This window comes from Mycobacterium sp. DHQP2018-32-09 (assembly GCF_058148405.1).
On record NZ_JBYVYK010000029.1, the window covers coordinates 1 to 18,297 of the forward strand.

Genomic DNA, 18,297 nt, shown 5'->3' on the forward strand with positions numbered 1-18,297 from the left:
GCTATTCGGGGGTGTACTCCAGCTTCCTCAAACACGCCATCCGCCAGTCCGAACGCTACGGCGTGCCCGCCCATCAGCTGCTGCACCGCGCCGGGCAACGCAAACTCATCGGCGGCCAAGAAGACCAGCTCATCGACATCGCACTCGAGATCACACGCGAACAAGACGCCGCCGCCCGGACGGCCGGCGCATAGGTACGACGACCAAGCGGAGGCCTTCGATGTCCGAACCGTTCATCCCCGACTACGACCCGGCGACACTCGTCCGGTCGGTCACGGTCGCGATCGCCGCGCCGAGCAGCGTCGTGTGGGACGTCCTCACCGATCTCGACCACTACCCCGAGTGGAACCCCTTCTGTTTGTCGGCGACGTCGACTCTGGAGATGGGTGCGCCGGTGGAGATGGTGCTCGCCGACTACACGGGCGCCGGCGGTACGTTTCCCAACACCGAGTACGTGTGTGCCGTGGTGCCCGAACGACTCTTGTCCTGGGAACTCCGCGCAACCCCCGAATCACCCTATGCCGCACGGCGTGACCAGGTCATCGAACCCTGCTCCGACGGGACGTGTCGGTACTACTCCACGGACGCCTTCCTCGGCGAATTCGCTCACGACATCATGGCCGAAACGGGCGATTGGGTCAGGCGCGCGTTCGACGACACGGCGGTGGCACTCAAACGCCACGCCGAATCCGTCCATGCCGCGCGCACGGCATCCCACACCCGACCGCGCCAGTAGCGCTCGCTCGCAACCGTTGTCGCTGCGGCCAATCGACCAGGAGAAGGACCCGACTCATGACCACGACCAAACCGTTGGACGGGCGCGTCGCGTTGGTGACCGGAGCCGCCCGCGGCCAGGGGCGCGCTCACGCGGTCCGTCTCGCCAACGACGGCGCCGACATCATCGCAACGGACGTCTGCGGGCCGGTCTCCGACAGCATCACCTACCCGTCGGCGACCTCGGCGCACCTTGCCGAGACGGTTCACGAGGTCGAAGCCACCGGTCGCGAGATCCTCGCGCGGGAAGTCGACGTCCGCGACCTGGCCGCCCAACAGCAGGTGGTTGCCGAGGGCATCGAACGGTTCGGACGACTCGACGTCCTCGTGGTCAATGCCGGGGTCCTGAGCTGGGGACGCTTGTTCGAGATGGCAGAAGAGCAGTGGGACACCGTCATCGACGTCAACCTGTCCGGCGCGTGGAAGACCGTGCGCGCGGCGGTCCCCGCGATGATCGAGGCGGGCAATGGGGGCTCCGTCATCATGGTGAGTTCCGTCGCCGGCCTCAAAGCCACCCCCGGCAACGGCCACTACTCCGCGGCCAAGCATGGCATGGTCGGACTCACCAATGCCCTGGCCCTGGAGGTCGGCGAATTCGGCATCCGCGTCAACTCGATCCATCCCTACTCCATCGACACTCCGATGATCGAGCCCGAAGCGATGACCGAGATCTTCACCAAGCACCCGAACTACCTTCACAGCTTCGCACCCATGCCCCTGCAGCCGCCGAGACGACGTGCCGACGGAGCGGCCGACCCGGGCTTCATGACACCCGAAGACGTCGCCGACGTGGTCGCATGGCTCGCGAGTGACGCGTCGGCCTCCATCTCGGGTTCGCAGCTCGCCATCGACCGCGGAGTGATGAAGTACTAGCTGCCACGGCCATCTCGACACTGCTCGGCGCTGCGGATGCCGAATCATGAGTGAAAAGACCAGGATTACCAACAAACCGTACCGCTGAGTGGACATCGCTGCGGCACATCGACCAGGACGCCTCCTAGCATCGCGAACATGCTTTCCGATCCCCTCGCACGCGCGATCGCCGCAGCCGAAGAATTGATCGCAACCGCACCTCATGTCGAGAACGAAGCCGACCTCCTCGAAGGTCTTCGGTACCTGGCCGGAGGCATCGCCGGCTGCACACACGTCGCGTTCAACCAGCATCCGGACCACCCGTTTCTGCTGTCGGGCACCGGGCCCTTCACCAAGATGGGACTCGACAACCCGGATACGCTCTACTTCGGCACCAAGATGGAAGGTGGCCGCGAATACGTCGTCACCGGCTCCCGGGGGACGACCACCGACCTCAGTTTCCAGTACCTCGCGGGCGAGTACACCGCAGACTCCGTACCCGAAAGCGAAGTCGCCTTCGACGACCGCGAACTCGACATCGCCCCGGACGGCAGTTTCGAATGGCGGTTCGTGCCCAAGAGGTCCGGGCAACTGGTGATCCGCGAGGTCTACGACGACTGGTCGCAGCGACGGGGATCGCTGGCCGTGCACCGAACCGATACCGTCGGCACGGCTCCGCCACCGCCGAGCCGAGACGACGTGCAGAAGCAGTTCCAAAGCGCCGCAAACGAACTCGTCAACCGGGTGCGCACCTGGCTCCAGTTCCCCAAGTGGTTCTACCTCAACCTTCCGGTCAACACCCTGGTGGCGCCACGCTCCACGCCCGGCGGATTGACCACGCAGTACTCCTCTGCGGGCCACTACGACATCCGCGAGGACCAGGCGCTGGTCATCTCGCTGCCGGCCAACGACGCCCCCTACCAGGGCTTTCAGCTAGGTAGCCTGTGGTACATCTCGCTGGACTACGTCAACCACCAAACCTCCCTGAACGGCGCTCAGACGCAGATCGACCCAGATGGCATGATTCGAATCGTCGTCGCCGAGAAGAATCCGGGGGTGACGAACTGGGTCGAAACACTGGGCCACATGCGCGGCTATCTGCAATTCCGGTGGCAGCGGCTGTCACGGGAGATGACGGCGGCCGACGGTCCCAGCGTCGAGGTGGTCGATGTCGCCGCGGTGCCCGACGCGCTCCCCTTCTACGAGGCCAACAAGATCTCCGAAGAGGCGTGGCGGCAGCGAATTGCTCTGCGGCAGCGGCAAATCGGCCAAAGGATGTTGGGCTGATCAGATGACCGGACTGCTGGATGACGCCGTCGTCGTGATCACCGGGGTGGGCCCCGGGTTGGGTACGACGCTTGCGCGTCGATGCGCCGACGAGGGCGCCAACCTGGTACTCGTCGCGCGTACCGCCTCCCGCATCGAGGAATTGACAAGTGACATCAGCGCTTCGGGGGGCCGGGCGCTGGCCGTGCCCACGGACATCACCGTCGAGGCCGACGTCGCCAACCTGGCTCAGACCGCTTTGGCCACCTACGGCAGGGTCGACGGGTTGATCAACAACGCATTCACGTACCCGTCGATGAAGCCGTTCTCCGGCACCGACTTCTCCCACATCAGGGATTCGTTCGAGCTGACCGTTCTGGGCGCGTTGCGGACCACGCAGGCGTTCACGACCGCGCTGGCCGAGTCTCGCGGCTCGATCGTCAACCTCAGTTCGATGGTCGTTCGACATTCCGACCCGACGTACGGCCCGTACAAGTTGGCGAAGTCGGCACTGCTGGCGATGTCACAGTCACTGGCAAGCGAACTCGGACCGTTGGGGATTCGGGTGAATTCGGTCGCTCCCGGATACATCTGGGGCCAGGTCCTCAGGGACTACTTCGCGCAGCAAGCCCTCGAGGCGGGGTGCTCGATCGACGACGTCTACGACGCCGCCGCGGCAGGGTCGGACTTGAAGCGGTTGGTGACCGAAGACGACGTCGCCTCGGCGATTCTCTTCCTGATCAGCAACATGGCCGGCGGGATCACCGGCCAAACCCTTGACGTGAACTGTGGGGAGTACAAATCATGACGACGAGAACCGACGTGGGCACGGTGGCGGACCTCTGCGCCGAGGCGATCGAGAGAGCCGGTCACGACGACTTCGGCAGCGATGAGGACGACTTTCGCGGCGCGTTGGACGTGCTGCTCGACTCCTACCGCAGAGAAGCGGATTTCACTCCGCTGGGCGCTACCATGACGCGGCACTACCTCCTCGGCGGGCTGGTCGCACGGCTGCTCAGCGAGGCCGCGTGGAAGCGCCATCCGGCGTCGGCGGACGTCGCGATAGAGCGTCCGATCTTCGTCACCGGCCTGCCTCGGACCGGCACCACCGCACTGCACCGCCTGCTCGGCGCCGATCCCGCCCACCAGGGGCTCGAGCTGTGGCTCGCGGAGTACCCCCAACCCCGTCCTGCCCGCGAAGAGTGGGAGTCCTACCCCGAATATCTGCGCTTGCGTGACTACTACGCGAAGGCGCACCGGGAGGATCCCGACTTCCTGGGGTTGCACTACATCGCCGAAGACGTTCTCGAAGAGTGCTGGCAGCTGCTCCGCCAATCCGTCCGTTCCGTGTCCTACGAGTCCCTGGCGCACGTTCCCAGTTATGCCCGGTGGCTCGAGAATCAGGATTGGACGCCGTCGTATCGTCGGCACCGTCGCAATCTTGCGCTGATCGGCCTCAACGAGCCGGAGAAGCGCTGGGTCCTCAAGAATCCCAGTCACCTGTTCTCCCTGGACGCCATCCTCACGGTGTACCCGGACGCACTGATCGTGCAGTGCCACCGACCCCCGGAGACCCTGCTCGCGTCGATGTGTTCACTCGCCCAACACTCCACCGAAGGGTGGTCCAACACCTTCGTCGGCGCGCAGATCGGCGAGGACGTCCTCCGAACATGGTCCACGGCAATGCAATCGTTCAACGAAGCGCGCGCCTCGTATGACCCCGAACAGTTCTTCGACGTCGACTACTTCGACTTCGTGGCGGACCCCGTCGCGACCGCTCACGGTGTGTATCGACACTTCGGATTGCCACTGACCGACGACGCCATACGGGCCATCGAACGCGCCTCCTTGGAAGGCAAGGAGGGCCCCGGTGCTCCCCGGCACCGCTATTCGCTGGCCGACTACGGATTGACCCCCGAACGGGTCGGCGCACACTTCCCGAAGGCGTGACAGCGCCTCGGCGGAGCAGCGGTCAACGGTATCGGCTGGCCGACTTGGAGAAGACGGCCAGCCGGTACAGGTATCGCGGGATCGCCGCCGCGGGGACCCGTCGGGGCCAGTGATCGGCGCGGAAGTACGCGTCCGACCCGCCGTCGACGAAGATGACGCTGCCACAGAGGAAGTCTGCGTCGTCGGACAGCATGAACCGAATCCAGGCAGCGAGGTGAGCGGGATCACCGAAGCCGCCGACGGGCACCGGAAACGTCCTCACCGCCTTGGCCTGTCGTGGCGTCGCCAGCTGCTCGCCCAGCAGCGGCGTGTCGATGGCCCCGGGCGCGATCGCGTTGAGCCGGATCCCGGCACCCGCCCACGCCGGCTGCACCGCCGTGCGGCGGACCCACCGCATGACGGCGATCTTGGACGCACCATAGGCCATGGCCGGTGCCGTCGAGCCGAACATCCGGACCGCGCGGAGCGCGGCGGCCAGATCGCCGCCCAGCAGGGCACGCACGGCGCGACGAGGCACCATCGGCATCGTCGTCGCCGAATTGCTGCCCACCACGACGACCTTGGCAGAGCCGGCAGCCTCGAGCGCGGGCCGCCAGGCCCGTACGAGTTCCACGACGCCGAAGTAGTTGACCGACAAGATGGCCGGGGCGCTGTCCTTCCCGGGTCGTGGCCCCACGCCGGCGGCCAGCACGGCGCCGTCGAGGCGCCCCCCGGCCGCCGACGCCACTGCCCCCGCGGCATGGACGCGCCCGTGCCGAGTGGACAGGTCGGCGACGATGTCGGCCTCGTGTCGATCGACCGTGATGACGCGATGCCCGTCTTCGCGAAGCCGTTGCGCCACGGCACGGCCCATGCCGGACGCGGCTCCGGTCACTGCATAGACTCCCACCACGCAACCTCTCTTCTCACGATGCCGGCGCGGGCGCTCAGCGTTGGGTGGCGCCGGCGTCGATGGGTATACAGGCTGCGGTGATGAACCGCGCCTCGTCGGAGGCCAGGAACACGCTGGCGTTGGCGACGTCGACCGGGTCGACCCACGGCACCGGCAGCAGGTTCATGCGGATCGCGGCTGCGGCGAACTCGGCACGATCCGGTGCGTGGTCGAGGTCGGGACGAAAGGCGGTGCGGACGGCGTCGTTCTGGATCAGAGGGGTATCGACGTTGGTGGGATGAACCGTGTTGACCCGCACCGAATATGGCGCCAAATCGTGGGCGAGGCTGCGCATGAGACCCACGACGCCGTGCTTGGCGGCGGTGTAGTGTGCGACGCCGGCCAGCCCACGCGATCCGGCGATCGAACTGACCAGCACGATCGATCCGCCACCGCGTTCGATGAGATGGGGCGCGGCGACTGCGCAGGTGTTCCAGACCCCGGTGAGGTTGACGTCGAGCATGGTGCGCCAGGTCGCATCCGACATGGCCACGGCCGGGGCACGAGACGTGATTCCTGCAGTGGCGCAGACGATGTCGAGACCACCGAAGCGCAATACCCCGCGGCCTGCGGCACCTTCCAGGGCGTCGGCGTCGCGCACGTCGACGACGCCCGTGGTGACGAGACCTCCTGCCTCCTCGACGAGGCGAGCCGTCTCGTGCAGGTCGGCCCGCGTGCTCGGCGGTACGCGCACGGTGTCGACGGGCCCGCACAGGTCCAGGGCGATCACGTTCGCGCCCTCCTCGGCGAAGCGCACGGCTTGGGCGCGCCCGATGCCGCGTGCCGCCCCGGTGATGAGCGCTACCTTGCCCTCCAGCCGCCCCGTCATACCGTGGTCTTCTGCGTCAGGCCCGCGTCGACGACCAGCTGCGCGCCGGTGATGTAGCGCGCTTCGTCGGAGGCGAGGAACACCGCGGCATTGGCCACGTCGACGCACTGCACCCACGGCACGGGGAGCAGATTGCGAGCGGTGAGCACTTCGGCGGCGTCGGCCTCGGTCGGGTCGGGCAGATCGGGTCGCAACCGTGTGAACGTCTCGGGGTTGCGCACCATCGGGGTGGCGACGGCACCGGGATGCACGGTGTTGACGCGGATGCGCTGCGGCCCGAGTTCGTTGGCCAGCGTGCGCGCCAGCCCCACCACGGCGTGCTTGCTGGCGGTGTAGTGGGCGCTTCCCGCGGTGCCGCGTATCCCGTTGGTGGAGCTGATGATCACGATGGCACCGCCACCATCGCCGCCATCACCACCATCACCGCTGGCCCCACCGTTCCCGATGTGCGGCACGCCCGCTCTGACGGTGTGCCACACCCCGGTGAGGTTGACGTCGAGGGTGCGCTGCCAATCTCGCGCGCTGATCTGCCATGCCGGTCCGCCGACGGTGTGGATGCCGGCGTTTGCGACGATGACGTCGAGTCGGCCCAACTCGGCCACTCCGGCGTCGATGACAGAGGTGACCTCGTCGAGGTCACTGACGTCGGCCAGGGCGGTGACCGCACGTCGGCCACGGTGGACCACCCCGGCCGCGGTCTCCCGCAGCCCGTCGGCGGCCTCGGGGCGATCTAGTGCCAGTACGTTGGCACCGGCGTCGGCGAACCGTTCGCAGTGCACGCGTCCCGTGCCGCCGCCCGCCCCGGTGACGAGGACCACCTTCCCCCGCAGACCGGACATCACGGTGCCCTGAGCAGCTCGAATCCCTTGTACCCGGCCGCGGCAACGTCGCGGCAGATGTCGAGGTACGTGCCGAAGCCACCGATGAAGAGCATGAACTGCCGTGGCTTGCCCGGCACGTTGGCGCCCATGTACCAGGAGTTGGCTCGGGTGAATAGGGTCGCCTCGGCGCGCTGCGCGCATTCGGCGACCCAGTTGTCGACCGCCTCGGGCGTTGCTTCGATCGCCGAATAACCCCCGCTGTCGAGGTAAGCGATGGCCTCCGCGATCCAGTTCACGTGCGCCTCGGCGTGCAGCACCATGTTGGCAAGCACCGCAGGCGCCCCCGGACCCGATACGAGGAACAGGTTGGGGAATCCGTCGGTGCCCAGCCCCAGGTACGTGCGCGGGCCGCCGGACCAATCGTCGACCAGCTTCCGTCCGCCGCGGCCGATGATGTCGATCTTGGCGAGCGTGCCGGTCATCGCATCGAAACCGGTCGCCAGGACCAACGCGTCGATGTCGTAATGCCGCTGTGAGGTGGTGATGCCGGTCGGATCGATCGACTGGATGGGCGTCCTGCGAACGCTGACGAGGGTGACGTTCGGCCGATTGAAGGTCTGGAAGTAGTTGGTGTCGGTGCAGATCCGCTTGGTTCCGATGGGATGGTCGGTGGGGATCAGCAGTTCGGCGACGTCGGCATCGTCGATGACTGCGCGGATCTTCTCCTCGTAGAACCTCCGGGCCTCCTCGTTGGCCTCCAGGGAGGTCATCTGGTCGCTGAAGGTCTTCGAGAACAGCACTCCGCCGAGTTCCCAACGTTTTTCGAAGGCCGCGCGACGCTCCTCCGGCGTCGCTTCCATGGTCAGCTTCGGGTGCGCGACGTGCGGCGAGCCCCCGCCGCTGCGCCAGGACATCTGGCGACGCTGCGCGTAGTTCGCCTTGATGTCGGCGACCTCGTCAGCGGTCAGGGGTCGGTTTCCGGCAGGCACGCTGTAGTTGGGAGTGCGCTGAAAGACGTAGAGGTGCTCGGCCTGCTCGGCGATGATCGGAATCGACTGAATACCAGAGGATCCGGTGCCGATGACCGCGACGCGCTTGCCGGTGAAGTCGACGTCGTCGTGCGGCCAGTGCGCGGTGTGGTAGATCTCGCCGGCGAACGTGTCCAGCCCCGGGAAGTCCGGCGTCATCGCCGCCGACAGCGGTCCGGTGGCCATCACGACGAACCGGGCATCGACCACTTCACCGGTGTCGGTGGTGACCGTCCACGTCAGCGTGGACTCGTCGAGCACCGCGCTCGTGACCCGGGCGTCGAAGGTGATGCCGTCTCGCAGGCCGAGTTCGTCGGCGACCCAGTTGATGTAGGCCAGGATCTCGCGCTGGGTGGCGTACTTCTCCGACCACGTCCACCGCTGCTGCAGGTCCTCGGAGAACGAGTAGCAGTAGTCGACGCTCTCCACGTCGCAGCGGGCGCCCGGGTAGCGGTTGTAGTACCAGGTGCCGCCGACATCGGGGGCGGCTTCGAAGACCCGAACCGACAGGCCTTGCCCGCGCAACTGGTGTAGCGCGTACAGGCCGCCGAACCCGGCACCCACCACCACGACGTCTACTACAACGGGATCCACTACAACGGGGTCCACTACCCCGGCGTCCGCGGGTGTCCTCGATCCACTGCTCACGCGCCGAACGGTAGGTGTTCACCGCCGGTGTGCCCGCCTGCCCTCCCGGTCACCGGACGCCCCGCCCGAACCTCCCGGCCATCGGACCGGTCGGGTTGGCGCGTGCCGCGACGAGCGTCAGAATCTGCGGCCATGACCGACGTCGAAACCGGCACCGAAATCGTCGGTGCGGGCCGTGGTGTGCTGGTGCGGGTGGCCGAGGTCATCGACGAGAGCGCCGATGCCCGGTCGCTGGTGTTCACCATCCCGGACGACGAACGTGACCGATTCGGCTACCGGCCCGGACAATTCCTGACGCTGCGGGTGCCCAGCGACCAGACCGGGTCGGTGGCCCGCTGCTACTCGCTGGCAAGCTCTCCGCACACCGATGCCGCGCCGAAGGTGACCGTGAAGCGCACCATCGACGGCTATGCATCGAACTGGTTGTGCGACAACGTGTCCGCAGGTGACGTCATCGAGGTGCTCCCCCCGTCGGGCGCGTTCACCCCGCACGACCTCGACGCCGACCACCTGCTGTGGGCCGCCGGCAGCGGCATCACCCCGGTGATCTCGATCCTGAAGTCGGTACTGGCTGCCGGCACCGGGCGCGTGGTGCTGTGCTACGCCAACCGCGACGACGCCTCGGTGATCTTCGCCACCGAGCTGCGCGAACTGGCGGCCCGTTACGCCGGCCGGCTGACGGTGCTGCACTGGCTGGAGTCGCTGCAGGGGCTGCCAACCCGCGCCCAGATGAGCGGTTTCGTGCACACCGTGTTCGCCGGATCCCCCGCCTTCGAATCCTTCGTCTGCGGTCCCGCCCCGTTCATGGCCGTGGTCAAGGAGTCCCTGAGCCAGGCCGGGGTGCCGCGCGAGCGCATCCATCTGGAGGTCTTCCAATCGCTCTCCGGCGACCCGTTCACCGACGACGGCGCCGCGGCGGCGGCGGTCGCCGACGACGGCGACGCCGCGACCGTGCACGTCGACCTCGACGGACACGCACACCAGTTGCGGTGGCCGCGGCGCGCCACGCTGGTCGAGACGATGCTCGCCGCCGGGCTCGACGTGCCCTACTCCTGCCGTGAAGGCCAATGCGGGTCGTGCGCAGCGACGCTGGTGCGCGGCCAGGTCGACATGGCGAGCTGCGACATCCTCGAACCGGATGACATCGCCGACGGGTTGATCCTGGGCTGTCAGGCGCGACCGCTGTCCGACGACCTTCACGTCGAATTCTGACCTCACCCATCGAGGTTCCGCTGACCGGGAATTCCGAGCGCCGCCCTGCACATGGCAAGACACCATTACCGACAGCCAGCGAGGAAGAGGACCACGAGATGACCGACCGGGTAATCGACCGGGTGCACGAGCACGCCGAACAGCTCCGCACCGAAGGTGCGCATGCCGAGAAGATCGGCAAGCTCACCGACGAGACGGTCAAGCTCATGAAGTCCGCGGGCAACATCCGCCTGCTGCAGCCGACCGCCCACGGCGGCCTGCAGGTGCACCCGCGGGAGTTCGCCGAGACCGTGATGGCCACCGCGGCCCTGGATCCGGCGGCCGGCTGGATCAACGGGGTGGTGGGCGTGCACCCCTACCAATTGGCCTATGCGGACCCGCGGGTGGCTGCCGAGATCTGGGCGGACGACGTCGACACCTGGGTCGCCTCGCCTTACGCCCCGCAGGGCGTCGCCGTACCGGTCGACGGCGGCTACGTCTTCAACGGCCGCTGGCAGTTCAGTTCCGGCACCGATCACTGCGACTGGATCTTCCTCGGCGCCATGATCGGTGACACCGAGGGCAAGCCCTTGATGCCGCCGCAGATGCTGCACATGATCCTGCCGCGCGCGGATTACGAGATCGTCGAGGATTCCTGGAACGTCGTCGGACTGCGGGGCACCGGTTCCAAGGACGTCATCGTCAAGGACGCCTTCGTGCCGTCCTATCGCACGATGGACGCGATGAAGGTCATGGACGGCACCGCGCAGCGCGAGGCCGGCATGACCGACACGCTCTACCTGATGCCCTGGTCCACGATGTTCCCCCTGGGCATCAGCGCGGCGACCATCGGCATCGCCGAGGGCGCGCTGGCCGCCGCGCTGGACTACCAGCGCCAACGGGTCAACTCCAGCGGCGTGGCGATCAAGGACGATCCCTACGTCATGTATGCCATCGGTGAGGCCGCCGCCGACATCAATGCCGCCCGCCAGGAACTGCTGGCCAACGCCGACCGCATCTACGACATGGTCGACTCCGGCCGCGAGGTGTCGTTCGAGGACCGCGCCGCCGGACGGCGCACGCAGGTTCGCGCGGTGTGGCGCGCGGTGTCGGCCGTCGACGAGATCTTCGCGCGGTGCGGCGGCAACGCCGCGCGGATGGACAAGCCGCTGCAACGGTTCTGGCGTGACGTGCACGTCGGTCAGGCGCACGCCATCCACGTCCCCGGCACCGTCTATCACGCCTCGGCACTGAGTTCGCTGGGCGTCGACCCGCAGGGTCCGCTGCGGGCCATGATCTGAGAGGACCTGAGAGCACATCGTGAGCAGGAGCATGGGACTGATCAAGGGCCTCGGCTACGTCACCGTGGCGGCGACCGACATCGACCGCTGGCGCCAATTCGCCTTCGAGGTACTGGGTTTCGCACGCGGCGACGGCCCCGACGAGACGGCCCTGTACCTGCGCATGGACGAGCGCGCCGCCCGCATCATCGTCGTGCCGGGGGACGTCGACAAGATCGTCACCGTCGGGTGGGAGGTCCGCGACCACGCCGACCTCGAACACCTCAAGGCGGCTCTCGACGCCGCCGGCGTGCCCTACGAGCAGCTGTCCTTGGACGAGGCCGACGCGCGACGGGTCGAGGAGGTCATCGCGTTCAAGGATCCCGCGGGCACGTCGCTGGAGGTGTTCCACGGCGCGGTGCTGGACCACTCCCCCGTGGTCACCCCGTTCGGTGCGCGGTTCGTCACCGGCGGGCAGGGATTGGGTCACGTGGTGCTACCCGCCCTCGACGTCAACGGTGTGTTCGAGTTCTACACCGAGATACTGGGTTTCAGGTCTCGCGGCGCGTTCCGCGTTCCGGTACCCCCGGAATTCGGGCCGGTGCGCGTGCGGTTCATGGGCGTCAACCAGCGCCACCACAGCTTGGCCATCTGCCCCGCGCAGACGGTGCGCGACCCCGGCCTCATCCACCTGATGGTCGAGGTCGACACGCTCGACGCCGTCGGTCAGGCGCTCGACCGGGTCAACGCCGAAGGATTCCAGCTGTCCTCGACGCTGGGACGGCACACCAACGACAAGATGGTGTCCTTCTACGTACGCGCCCCCGGCGACTGGGACATCGAGTTCGGCACCGAGGGCATGCTCGTGGACGAGGAGCACTACACCGCCGAGGAAATCACCGCCGACAGCTACTGGGGTCATCAGTGGGTGTCCGATCTCCCCGCCGCCATGCGCCCGTGAACATCGGCGATCGAGACGTCGCGCCGATCCCCGCCGCTACGGTCACCTCCTGGGATCATCACGCCGACGTGGTGATCGCCGGATATGGCGTCGCGGGCGCAGCGGCCGCCGTGGAGGCCGCCCGCACGGGCGCCGAGGTCCTGGTGCTCGAGCGCAGCGGATCCTGGGGTGGCGCGGCGGCGATGGCAGGCGGCTTCATCTACCTCGGCGGCGGCACCCCGATCCAGGAAGCATGTGGCTTCGCCGATTCGGTGGACAACATGGCCGCATACCTCACTGCCGCGATGGGCCCGGGCGCCGATGAGCACCGGATCGCGGACTACTGCGCCGGCAGTGTCGCCCACTTCGAATGGCTGACGGGCTGTGGCGTTCCGTTCAAGGCCGAGTTCTTCGATCAGCCCGGCTGGGAGCCCATGGGCGACGAAGGGTTGATGTACAGCGGCGGAGAGAACTCACACCCGTTCAACACCATCGCCGACCCCGCGCCGCGCGGCCACGTACCGCAGATGCAGAACAAGCGGCAAGGGGAATCCAGCGCCGGCTACATGCTGATGAAAGGCCTCGTCGAGACGGCCACCGCTGCGGGCGCCCACGCGTTGTACGACGTGCGCGTGCAGGCGCTCGTCGTCGAAGCGGACGGCCGCGTGGTCGGTGTGCGGGCCCGCCGCTACGGCACGACCATCGACATCCGCGCGCGGCGTGGTGTGGTCCTGGCCACCGGCAGCTTCGCCTATGACGACGACATGGTGGCGCGGTACGCGCCCCGCATCGCCGGCCGTCCGGCCGCCTCCATCGAGCAGCACGACGGGCGAGCCATCCGGATGGCCCAGGCGCTCGGCGCCGACCTCGCGCACATGGACGCCACGGAGGTGGCGCTGTTCATCGATCCGCAGCAACTGGTGCGCGGGGTGTTGGTCAACGAACGGGGCCAACGCTTCGTCGCCGAGGACACCTACCCCGGCCGGGTCGGACAGCTCACCCTCTACCACCAGAACAACACCGCGTTCCTCATCCTCGACGAGACCGCGCAGGCCGACGCGATGGCCTCGCCCTCGCCGCAGCTGATGATGCGCCCACCGACGTGGGTGTGCGAATCGGTCGCCGAACTCGAGGCCGAGATCGAGTTGCCGCCAGGCTCACTGCAATCCACCATCGCCGCCTACAACGCCGGCGCAGCCGAGGGGCACGATCCGCTGCTCCACAAGAAGTCGAGATGGCTGCGCCCCCTGGGGTCTCCGATTGCCGCGGTCGACCTGCGCGAATCCACCGGCGGCTTCACCCTCGGTGGGCTGCACACCACGCTGCGTGGCGAAGTCCTGCACGTCGGCGGGAGTCCGATCCCCGGCCTCTACGCGGCAGGGCGCTGCTCCGCCGGCCTGGCGGCCTGGGGCTACGCCAGCGGCATCTCCCTCGGCGACGGCAGCTTCTACGGACGCCGGGCAGGACGCGCCGCGGCACACGCCTGACACCCCGGCGCCTGCCTCCCAGGTCGGACCCCCTCACGGCGGGGTGGCCTGGCGTCGCCCGCTGCCCACGTCACGTCACTTCCGTTCGACCATGTGACAGCGCCCACACCCTTGTGCTACAAAGAGGCATATTACTAATAGGCATATGTCGTACCGACATGCGCCGCGAGCACAGGAGGCCCTCGTGACAATGACTGTCGAGAAGGCGAACGAAACCCCCAGCGCGGTCATCGACCGGATCTCCCTCGTTCTCGACGCCTTCGAAGGACCTGGACGGCTGACCCTGGCGCAGATCGTGCGTCGCACCGGGTTGCCGCGCTCCTCGGCACACCGCATGCTCGAACGCCTGGTCGCGCTGCGATGGCTGCGTCGCGACGGCCGCGACTACGAACTGGGCATGCGGCTCGTCGAATTGGGCTCGCTGGCCTTGCATCAGGACCGCATCCACCGCGCCGCGATTCCGTTGCTCCGCGATCTGCACCGGGCCACCGGGTTGGTGGTGCACCTCGCCGTGCTCGACGGCTCCGACGTGGTCTACCTCGAGAAGATCGGCGATCACATGGCCGCGGCCATCCCCACGCGGGTGGGCGGACGGCAACCCGCGCACTGTACGGCCGTCGGCAAGGCCATCCTCGCCGACGACGACAATGCCACCGTCGACGCCACCGTCGACCTGTCGGCACGCAAGACCCGCTACTCCATCGCGACCGCCACCCAGCTGGCGACCGAACTCGCCAAGGTGCGTGCCCATGGCATCGCCGTGGAGCGCGAGGAATCCCTGCCCGGTTTCGGGTGCGTCGCCGCACCGATCGGACCCGCCGGGCAAGCCGTGGCCGCGGTGTCGGTGTGCGGGCCGCTCAGTCGCATGACCTTCGACCACCGCATGGTCGCGCCGGTGCGCATGACGGCGATGGGCATCTGGCGCAACGCCGAAGACGGGCCGGACCGGGTCGCGCCCACCCTGCAGCCGCTGCGGCCGCTGCGCTGCGGGCCCACACCGCGGCCGATGGAGGCGCGCCACACGACCACACAGCTCCCGGCGTGACACAGCATCACGTGACGCTCGATCCGCAGGTCGCCGCGATCATCGACACCCTCGACGCGGGCTTCCCGCCGGTGCACGAGATGACGGGCGCCCGAGCCCGCGCCCAGATCCGCGCCCGCTTCGTCCCCAACCCGACACCGGAGCCGGTCGACGTCGTCGAAGACCACGCGGTCGACGTCGACGGGGGCCTCGTCGACGTCCGCGTCTACCGGCCCCACGCCGGCGCGGGGCCGTTGCCACTCATCGTTTACGCCCACGGTGGCGGGTTCGTGTTCTGCGACCTCGACAGTCACGACGGCCTGTGCCGCAGTCTGGCCAATCTCGTTCCCGCGATGGTCGTTTCGGTCGCCTACCGCCTGGCCCCCGAACATCGGTGGCCGATCGCCGCCGAGGACGTCTACACCGCCACCGAATGGGCGGTCGCCCACGCCGCCGACTTCGGCGCCGACGCGGCGCGCGTCGCCGTCGGCGGGGACAGCGCCGGCGGCAACCTCGCCGCGGTGACCGCCCTGATGGCCCGAGACCGCGGTGGCCCAGCGCTGGCGGCTCAGCTGTTGCTCTATCCGGTCATCGCCGCGGACTTCGACACGCCCTCCTACCGGGCGTTCGGCCGCGGCTTCTACAACCCGCGCCCGGCGCTGCAGTGGTACTGGGACCAGTACGTGCCCGCCGACGACGATCGCACCCACCCCTACGCCTCTCCCCTGGGCGCCGAACTCGACGGCCTTCCCCCGGCGGTGGTGGTCCTCGCCGGGCACGACCCGCTGCACGACGAGGGCAACGCCTACGCCGATGCGTTGTCCTCGGCGGGCGTGCCGGTGACCCGCTGCGCGTTCGACGGCGGCATCCACGGCTTCATGACCATGCCGATGCTCGACATCGCCCACGACGCCCGCCGTCAGGCCAGCGAGGCCCTACGACAGGTGCTCGAGCGGTAGCACCGTCGGCGTCGGCTCGCGGTCGCGCGTCGCCACCTGCCCGTAGCGCTGGTCGGGGTCGAGGACGCAGTGCGTCCGCTCGAACACGGTGACCATGCACTTGTTGTTGTGGTTGCAGCGACTGCGGGACGCCGGCTCGGCCATCATCGTCTGCACGCGGTCGGGTTCGCGCAGCAACGCCCGACCGATGGCGAAGAAGTCGAATCCCTCGGCCATACCGGTCATCAGGTGCGCGCGTTCGGTGATGCCCCCCAGCAGGATCAACTTCGTCCTCGTCATCAGCGGCACGAATTGGCGTGCGGCATCGAGCATGTACAGATCGTGGTAGGGGTAGTCGCCCATCACCCGCTTGCCCACCAGCCGAACGGCCGGACGCAGCGCCGTCGGCATCACCTCGGCGAACTCCCTCACCGGCGCATCACCGCGGAACAGGTACATCGGCTTGTACACCGACGACCCCTGGGTGAGTTCGAGCGCGTCGAGGGTCGCGTCGGCGTCGAGCAGCTGGGCCGTGCGCAAGGCCTCGTCGATCCAGATGCTTCCCGGCACACCGTCGTCCATGTCGAGCTTGGCGATCACCGCGATCTGGTCACCGACGACGGCGCGCACGTGTTGGGCGATCTCGCGCACCAAGCGGGACCGGTTGTCGATCGACCCGCCGTAGGAGTCCTTGCGCCGGTTGATCAGCGGGCTGAGGAACGAGCTGGGCAGATAGAGGTGCCCGAAGTGCAGCTCGACGGCATCGAAGCCGGCATCGATCGCGACCTGGGCTGCCGCGCCGAATTGCCGGATGACGGTTCGGATCTCCTCGACGGTGATGGCCCGGCAGTACGCCATCGAGGTGGGGTTGACGAACCGGCTGGGAGCCACTGCGGTGACGCCGGTGAGCTTGCGGGGCGCGACCACCCCGGCATGACCGAGTTGCGCCGAAATGGCTGCGCCGGCGTCGTGCACGGCAGCGGTCAGCCTGCGAAGGCCCGGTATGGCCGCCGCACTCATGACGATCTGCCCGGGGGCGCTGGCCGCCTGAGGTGACACGCAACAGTACGCGACCGTGGTCATGCCGACTCCACCCTCGGCGAAGCTGCGGTGGAAGGCGATCAAGTCGTCGGTCACCGCACCGTCCGGCGAGCGGCCCTCCGACGTCGCGGCCTTGATGACCCGGTTGCGCAGTGTCACCGGACCCAACTGGGCTGGGCTGAACGGATCGCTCATCGCATCACCATCGCCCCGACCCCGGCGGACATCAACGGGGCTCTCCCGGTGGTCGGGAACGCCGTCACGGCAGTACTGCTGCCGGCCATAACCTCGCGGCATGGGTGAGGTAATCGTCATCGACCGGGTGACCACCGCCCCCGGATGTGCCCGCGCGTTCATCGACGCCTACCTCGACGGTTACGCCCCCGGAGCGCGGAGGCGCGGGATGACCCTCCGCGACGTGCTGGTGAGCCCCCCGATCTGGTTCCCCGACCGCACCAACGTCGTCACCATCACCTGGACGCTGCCCAGCCCGCTGGCGTGGTGGCAGATGACCTGGCAGGGTCGTCCCGATCCGGCGGTGGGCCAATGGTGGTCCAGCGTCACGGAACTCGTCGTCGACCGTACCCGCAGCGTGGCGACCGGAGCCGACGACGTCGACGATTCCCCCGTCGACGCTGCGGCACCCTTCGTCGCCTCGGTCGGCCATGCCGTTGCGATGACCCGCTTGCTCGACGTCGCCGAATCCGACCGCGACCGGGTCATCGCCGAGCTACGCGTCGCCGCGGCGCGCAGCGGGGCCTCGACGAGCCTGGTGGCCCCCACCCTGCCGGGATCCCGCAACGGTGGCGACGTGCTGGTGCACCTGCGATTCGACGACGAGCAGGCGGCAGCTCAAAGCGATTTCGACACGGCGCTGGTCGATCCCGCGATCTCCCGGGTCAACGGCGCCACCTATCGCGGCACCGCGGTCCGCAGAACCGCCGGCACCGTGTACCGCGCTCTGCTGTTGCGGGTCTCGCCAGTTGCCGACCCCGAGGCGGTAGCCCGGTTCGAGGACGAGCTGGTGTTGATGACGTCGTTCGTTCCGACGATCGTCGCCTGGCAGTTGACCCGCGTGGACGATGCAGTCGGTGCCACGGCATGGACGCACGTGTTCGAGCAGGAATTCACCGACGTGGACGGTCTCGTGGGTCCCTACCTCATGCACCCCGTGCACTGGGCGGTCGTCGACCGGTGGTTCGATCCCGAGACCACCGACGTGATCGTCCGCGATCGGGTGTGCCACGCCTTCTGTGAGCTGACCGCCCCGGTGCTCTAGGAGCGCCCCGTCGTGGCT

At 68.1% G+C, this 18,297-nt stretch carries 17 protein-coding genes and 1 pseudogene; 13 read left to right on the top strand and 5 right to left on the bottom strand.

The annotated features are described in order from the left end of the window. From AC30CM_RS15340 to AC30CM_RS15365, 6 genes and pseudogenes are all read left to right on the top strand, one after another. A pseudogene (locus AC30CM_RS15340) lies at positions 1-194 on the top strand (4-hydroxy-2-oxovalerate aldolase); the annotation flags it as partial. 26 nt (positions 195-220) lie between these two features. Next, positions 221-736 carry an SRPBCC domain-containing protein gene (locus AC30CM_RS15345; RefSeq protein WP_490117755.1) on the top strand — a complete coding sequence of 172 codons (516 nt, stop codon included), beginning with the start codon at positions 221-223 and terminating at the stop codon, positions 734-736. Between the two features lie 56 nt (positions 737-792). After that, the gene (locus AC30CM_RS15350; RefSeq protein ID WP_490117756.1) at positions 793-1,647 is read left to right on the top strand and encodes a mycofactocin-coupled SDR family oxidoreductase; all 855 of its coding nucleotides are present in this window, start codon (positions 793-795) and stop codon (positions 1,645-1,647) included. A 138-nt stretch (positions 1,648-1,785) separates the two neighbouring features. Further along, positions 1,786-2,913, top strand: coding sequence for a hypothetical protein (locus AC30CM_RS15355; RefSeq protein WP_490117757.1), 1,128 nt, complete (start codon positions 1,786-1,788; stop codon positions 2,911-2,913). A 4-nt stretch (positions 2,914-2,917) separates the two neighbouring features. Further along, positions 2,918-3,700, top strand: a complete 783-nt coding sequence (locus tag AC30CM_RS15360) for an SDR family oxidoreductase (RefSeq protein ID WP_490117758.1) — start codon at positions 2,918-2,920, stop codon at positions 3,698-3,700. Then, complete coding sequence (locus AC30CM_RS15365; protein WP_490117759.1) at positions 3,697-4,842, top strand: sulfotransferase family protein; 1,146 nt, start codon at positions 3,697-3,699, stop codon at positions 4,840-4,842. Before AC30CM_RS15360 ends, AC30CM_RS15365 begins: the two co-directional genes overlap by 4 nt. 22 nt (positions 4,843-4,864) lie before the next feature. On the opposite strand, the gene AC30CM_RS15370 is transcribed toward AC30CM_RS15365, so the two are convergent. From AC30CM_RS15370 to AC30CM_RS15385, 4 genes are read right to left on the bottom strand one after another with little or no spacing between them, the layout of a single operon-like run. Further along, complete coding sequence (locus AC30CM_RS15370; protein WP_490117760.1) at positions 4,865-5,731, bottom strand: SDR family oxidoreductase; 867 nt, start codon at positions 5,729-5,731, stop codon at positions 4,865-4,867. 37 nt (positions 5,732-5,768) lie between these two features. Beyond that, the gene (locus AC30CM_RS15375) at positions 5,769-6,602 is read right to left on the bottom strand and encodes a mycofactocin-coupled SDR family oxidoreductase (RefSeq protein WP_490117761.1); all 834 of its coding nucleotides are present in this window, start codon (positions 6,600-6,602) and stop codon (positions 5,769-5,771) included. Continuing rightward, positions 6,599-7,441, bottom strand: coding sequence for a mycofactocin-coupled SDR family oxidoreductase (locus AC30CM_RS15380; protein ID WP_490117762.1), 843 nt, complete (start codon positions 7,439-7,441; stop codon positions 6,599-6,601). The genes AC30CM_RS15375 and AC30CM_RS15380 overlap by 4 nt, the downstream gene beginning before the upstream one ends. Then, the gene (locus tag AC30CM_RS15385) at positions 7,441-9,060 is read right to left on the bottom strand and encodes a flavin-containing monooxygenase (RefSeq protein WP_490117816.1); all 1,620 of its coding nucleotides are present in this window, start codon (positions 9,058-9,060) and stop codon (positions 7,441-7,443) included. The genes AC30CM_RS15380 and AC30CM_RS15385 overlap by 1 nt, the downstream gene beginning before the upstream one ends. 171 nt (positions 9,061-9,231) lie before the next feature. On the opposite strand from AC30CM_RS15385, the gene AC30CM_RS15390 reads away from it, so the two are divergent. From AC30CM_RS15390 to AC30CM_RS15415, 6 genes are all read left to right on the top strand, one after another. Beyond that, positions 9,232-10,311, top strand: a complete 1,080-nt coding sequence (locus tag AC30CM_RS15390; RefSeq protein ID WP_490117763.1) for a 2Fe-2S iron-sulfur cluster-binding protein — start codon at positions 9,232-9,234, stop codon at positions 10,309-10,311. Between the two features lie 98 nt (positions 10,312-10,409). After that, positions 10,410-11,591 (top strand): acyl-CoA dehydrogenase family protein, encoded by a 1,182-nt coding sequence (locus AC30CM_RS15395; RefSeq protein ID WP_490117764.1) that lies wholly within the window; start codon positions 10,410-10,412, stop codon positions 11,589-11,591. A 31-nt stretch (positions 11,592-11,622) separates the two neighbouring features. Next, complete coding sequence (gene bphC, locus AC30CM_RS15400; RefSeq protein ID WP_490117765.1) at positions 11,623-12,531, top strand: biphenyl-2,3-diol 1,2-dioxygenase; 909 nt, start codon at positions 11,623-11,625, stop codon at positions 12,529-12,531. After that, on the top strand, positions 12,528-13,997 hold the full coding sequence (locus AC30CM_RS15405) for an FAD-dependent oxidoreductase (protein ID WP_490117766.1): 1,470 nt from the start codon (positions 12,528-12,530) through the stop codon (positions 13,995-13,997). The genes bphC and AC30CM_RS15405 overlap by 4 nt, the downstream gene beginning before the upstream one ends. A gap of 190 nt (positions 13,998-14,187) precedes the next feature. Beyond that, complete coding sequence (locus tag AC30CM_RS15410; protein ID WP_490117817.1) at positions 14,188-15,042, top strand: IclR family transcriptional regulator; 855 nt, start codon at positions 14,188-14,190, stop codon at positions 15,040-15,042. 11 nt (positions 15,043-15,053) lie between these two features. Next, on the top strand, positions 15,054-15,980 hold the full coding sequence (locus tag AC30CM_RS15415) for an alpha/beta hydrolase (RefSeq protein ID WP_490117818.1): 927 nt from the start codon (positions 15,054-15,056) through the stop codon (positions 15,978-15,980). Here AC30CM_RS15415 and AC30CM_RS15420 read toward each other — a convergent pair. Continuing rightward, positions 15,957-17,195 carry an NADH:flavin oxidoreductase gene (locus AC30CM_RS15420; RefSeq protein WP_490117767.1) on the bottom strand — a complete coding sequence of 413 codons (1,239 nt, stop codon included), beginning with the start codon at positions 17,193-17,195 and terminating at the stop codon, positions 15,957-15,959. The two genes, AC30CM_RS15415 and AC30CM_RS15420, sit on opposite strands and share 24 nt — an antisense overlap. A 100-nt stretch (positions 17,196-17,295) precedes the next feature. Here AC30CM_RS15420 and AC30CM_RS15425 point away from each other — a divergent pair, with 100 nt between their 5' ends. Continuing rightward, on the top strand, positions 17,296-18,279 hold the full coding sequence (locus AC30CM_RS15425; protein WP_490117768.1) for a Dabb family protein: 984 nt from the start codon (positions 17,296-17,298) through the stop codon (positions 18,277-18,279). Positions 18,280-18,297 lie beyond the last annotated feature (18 nt).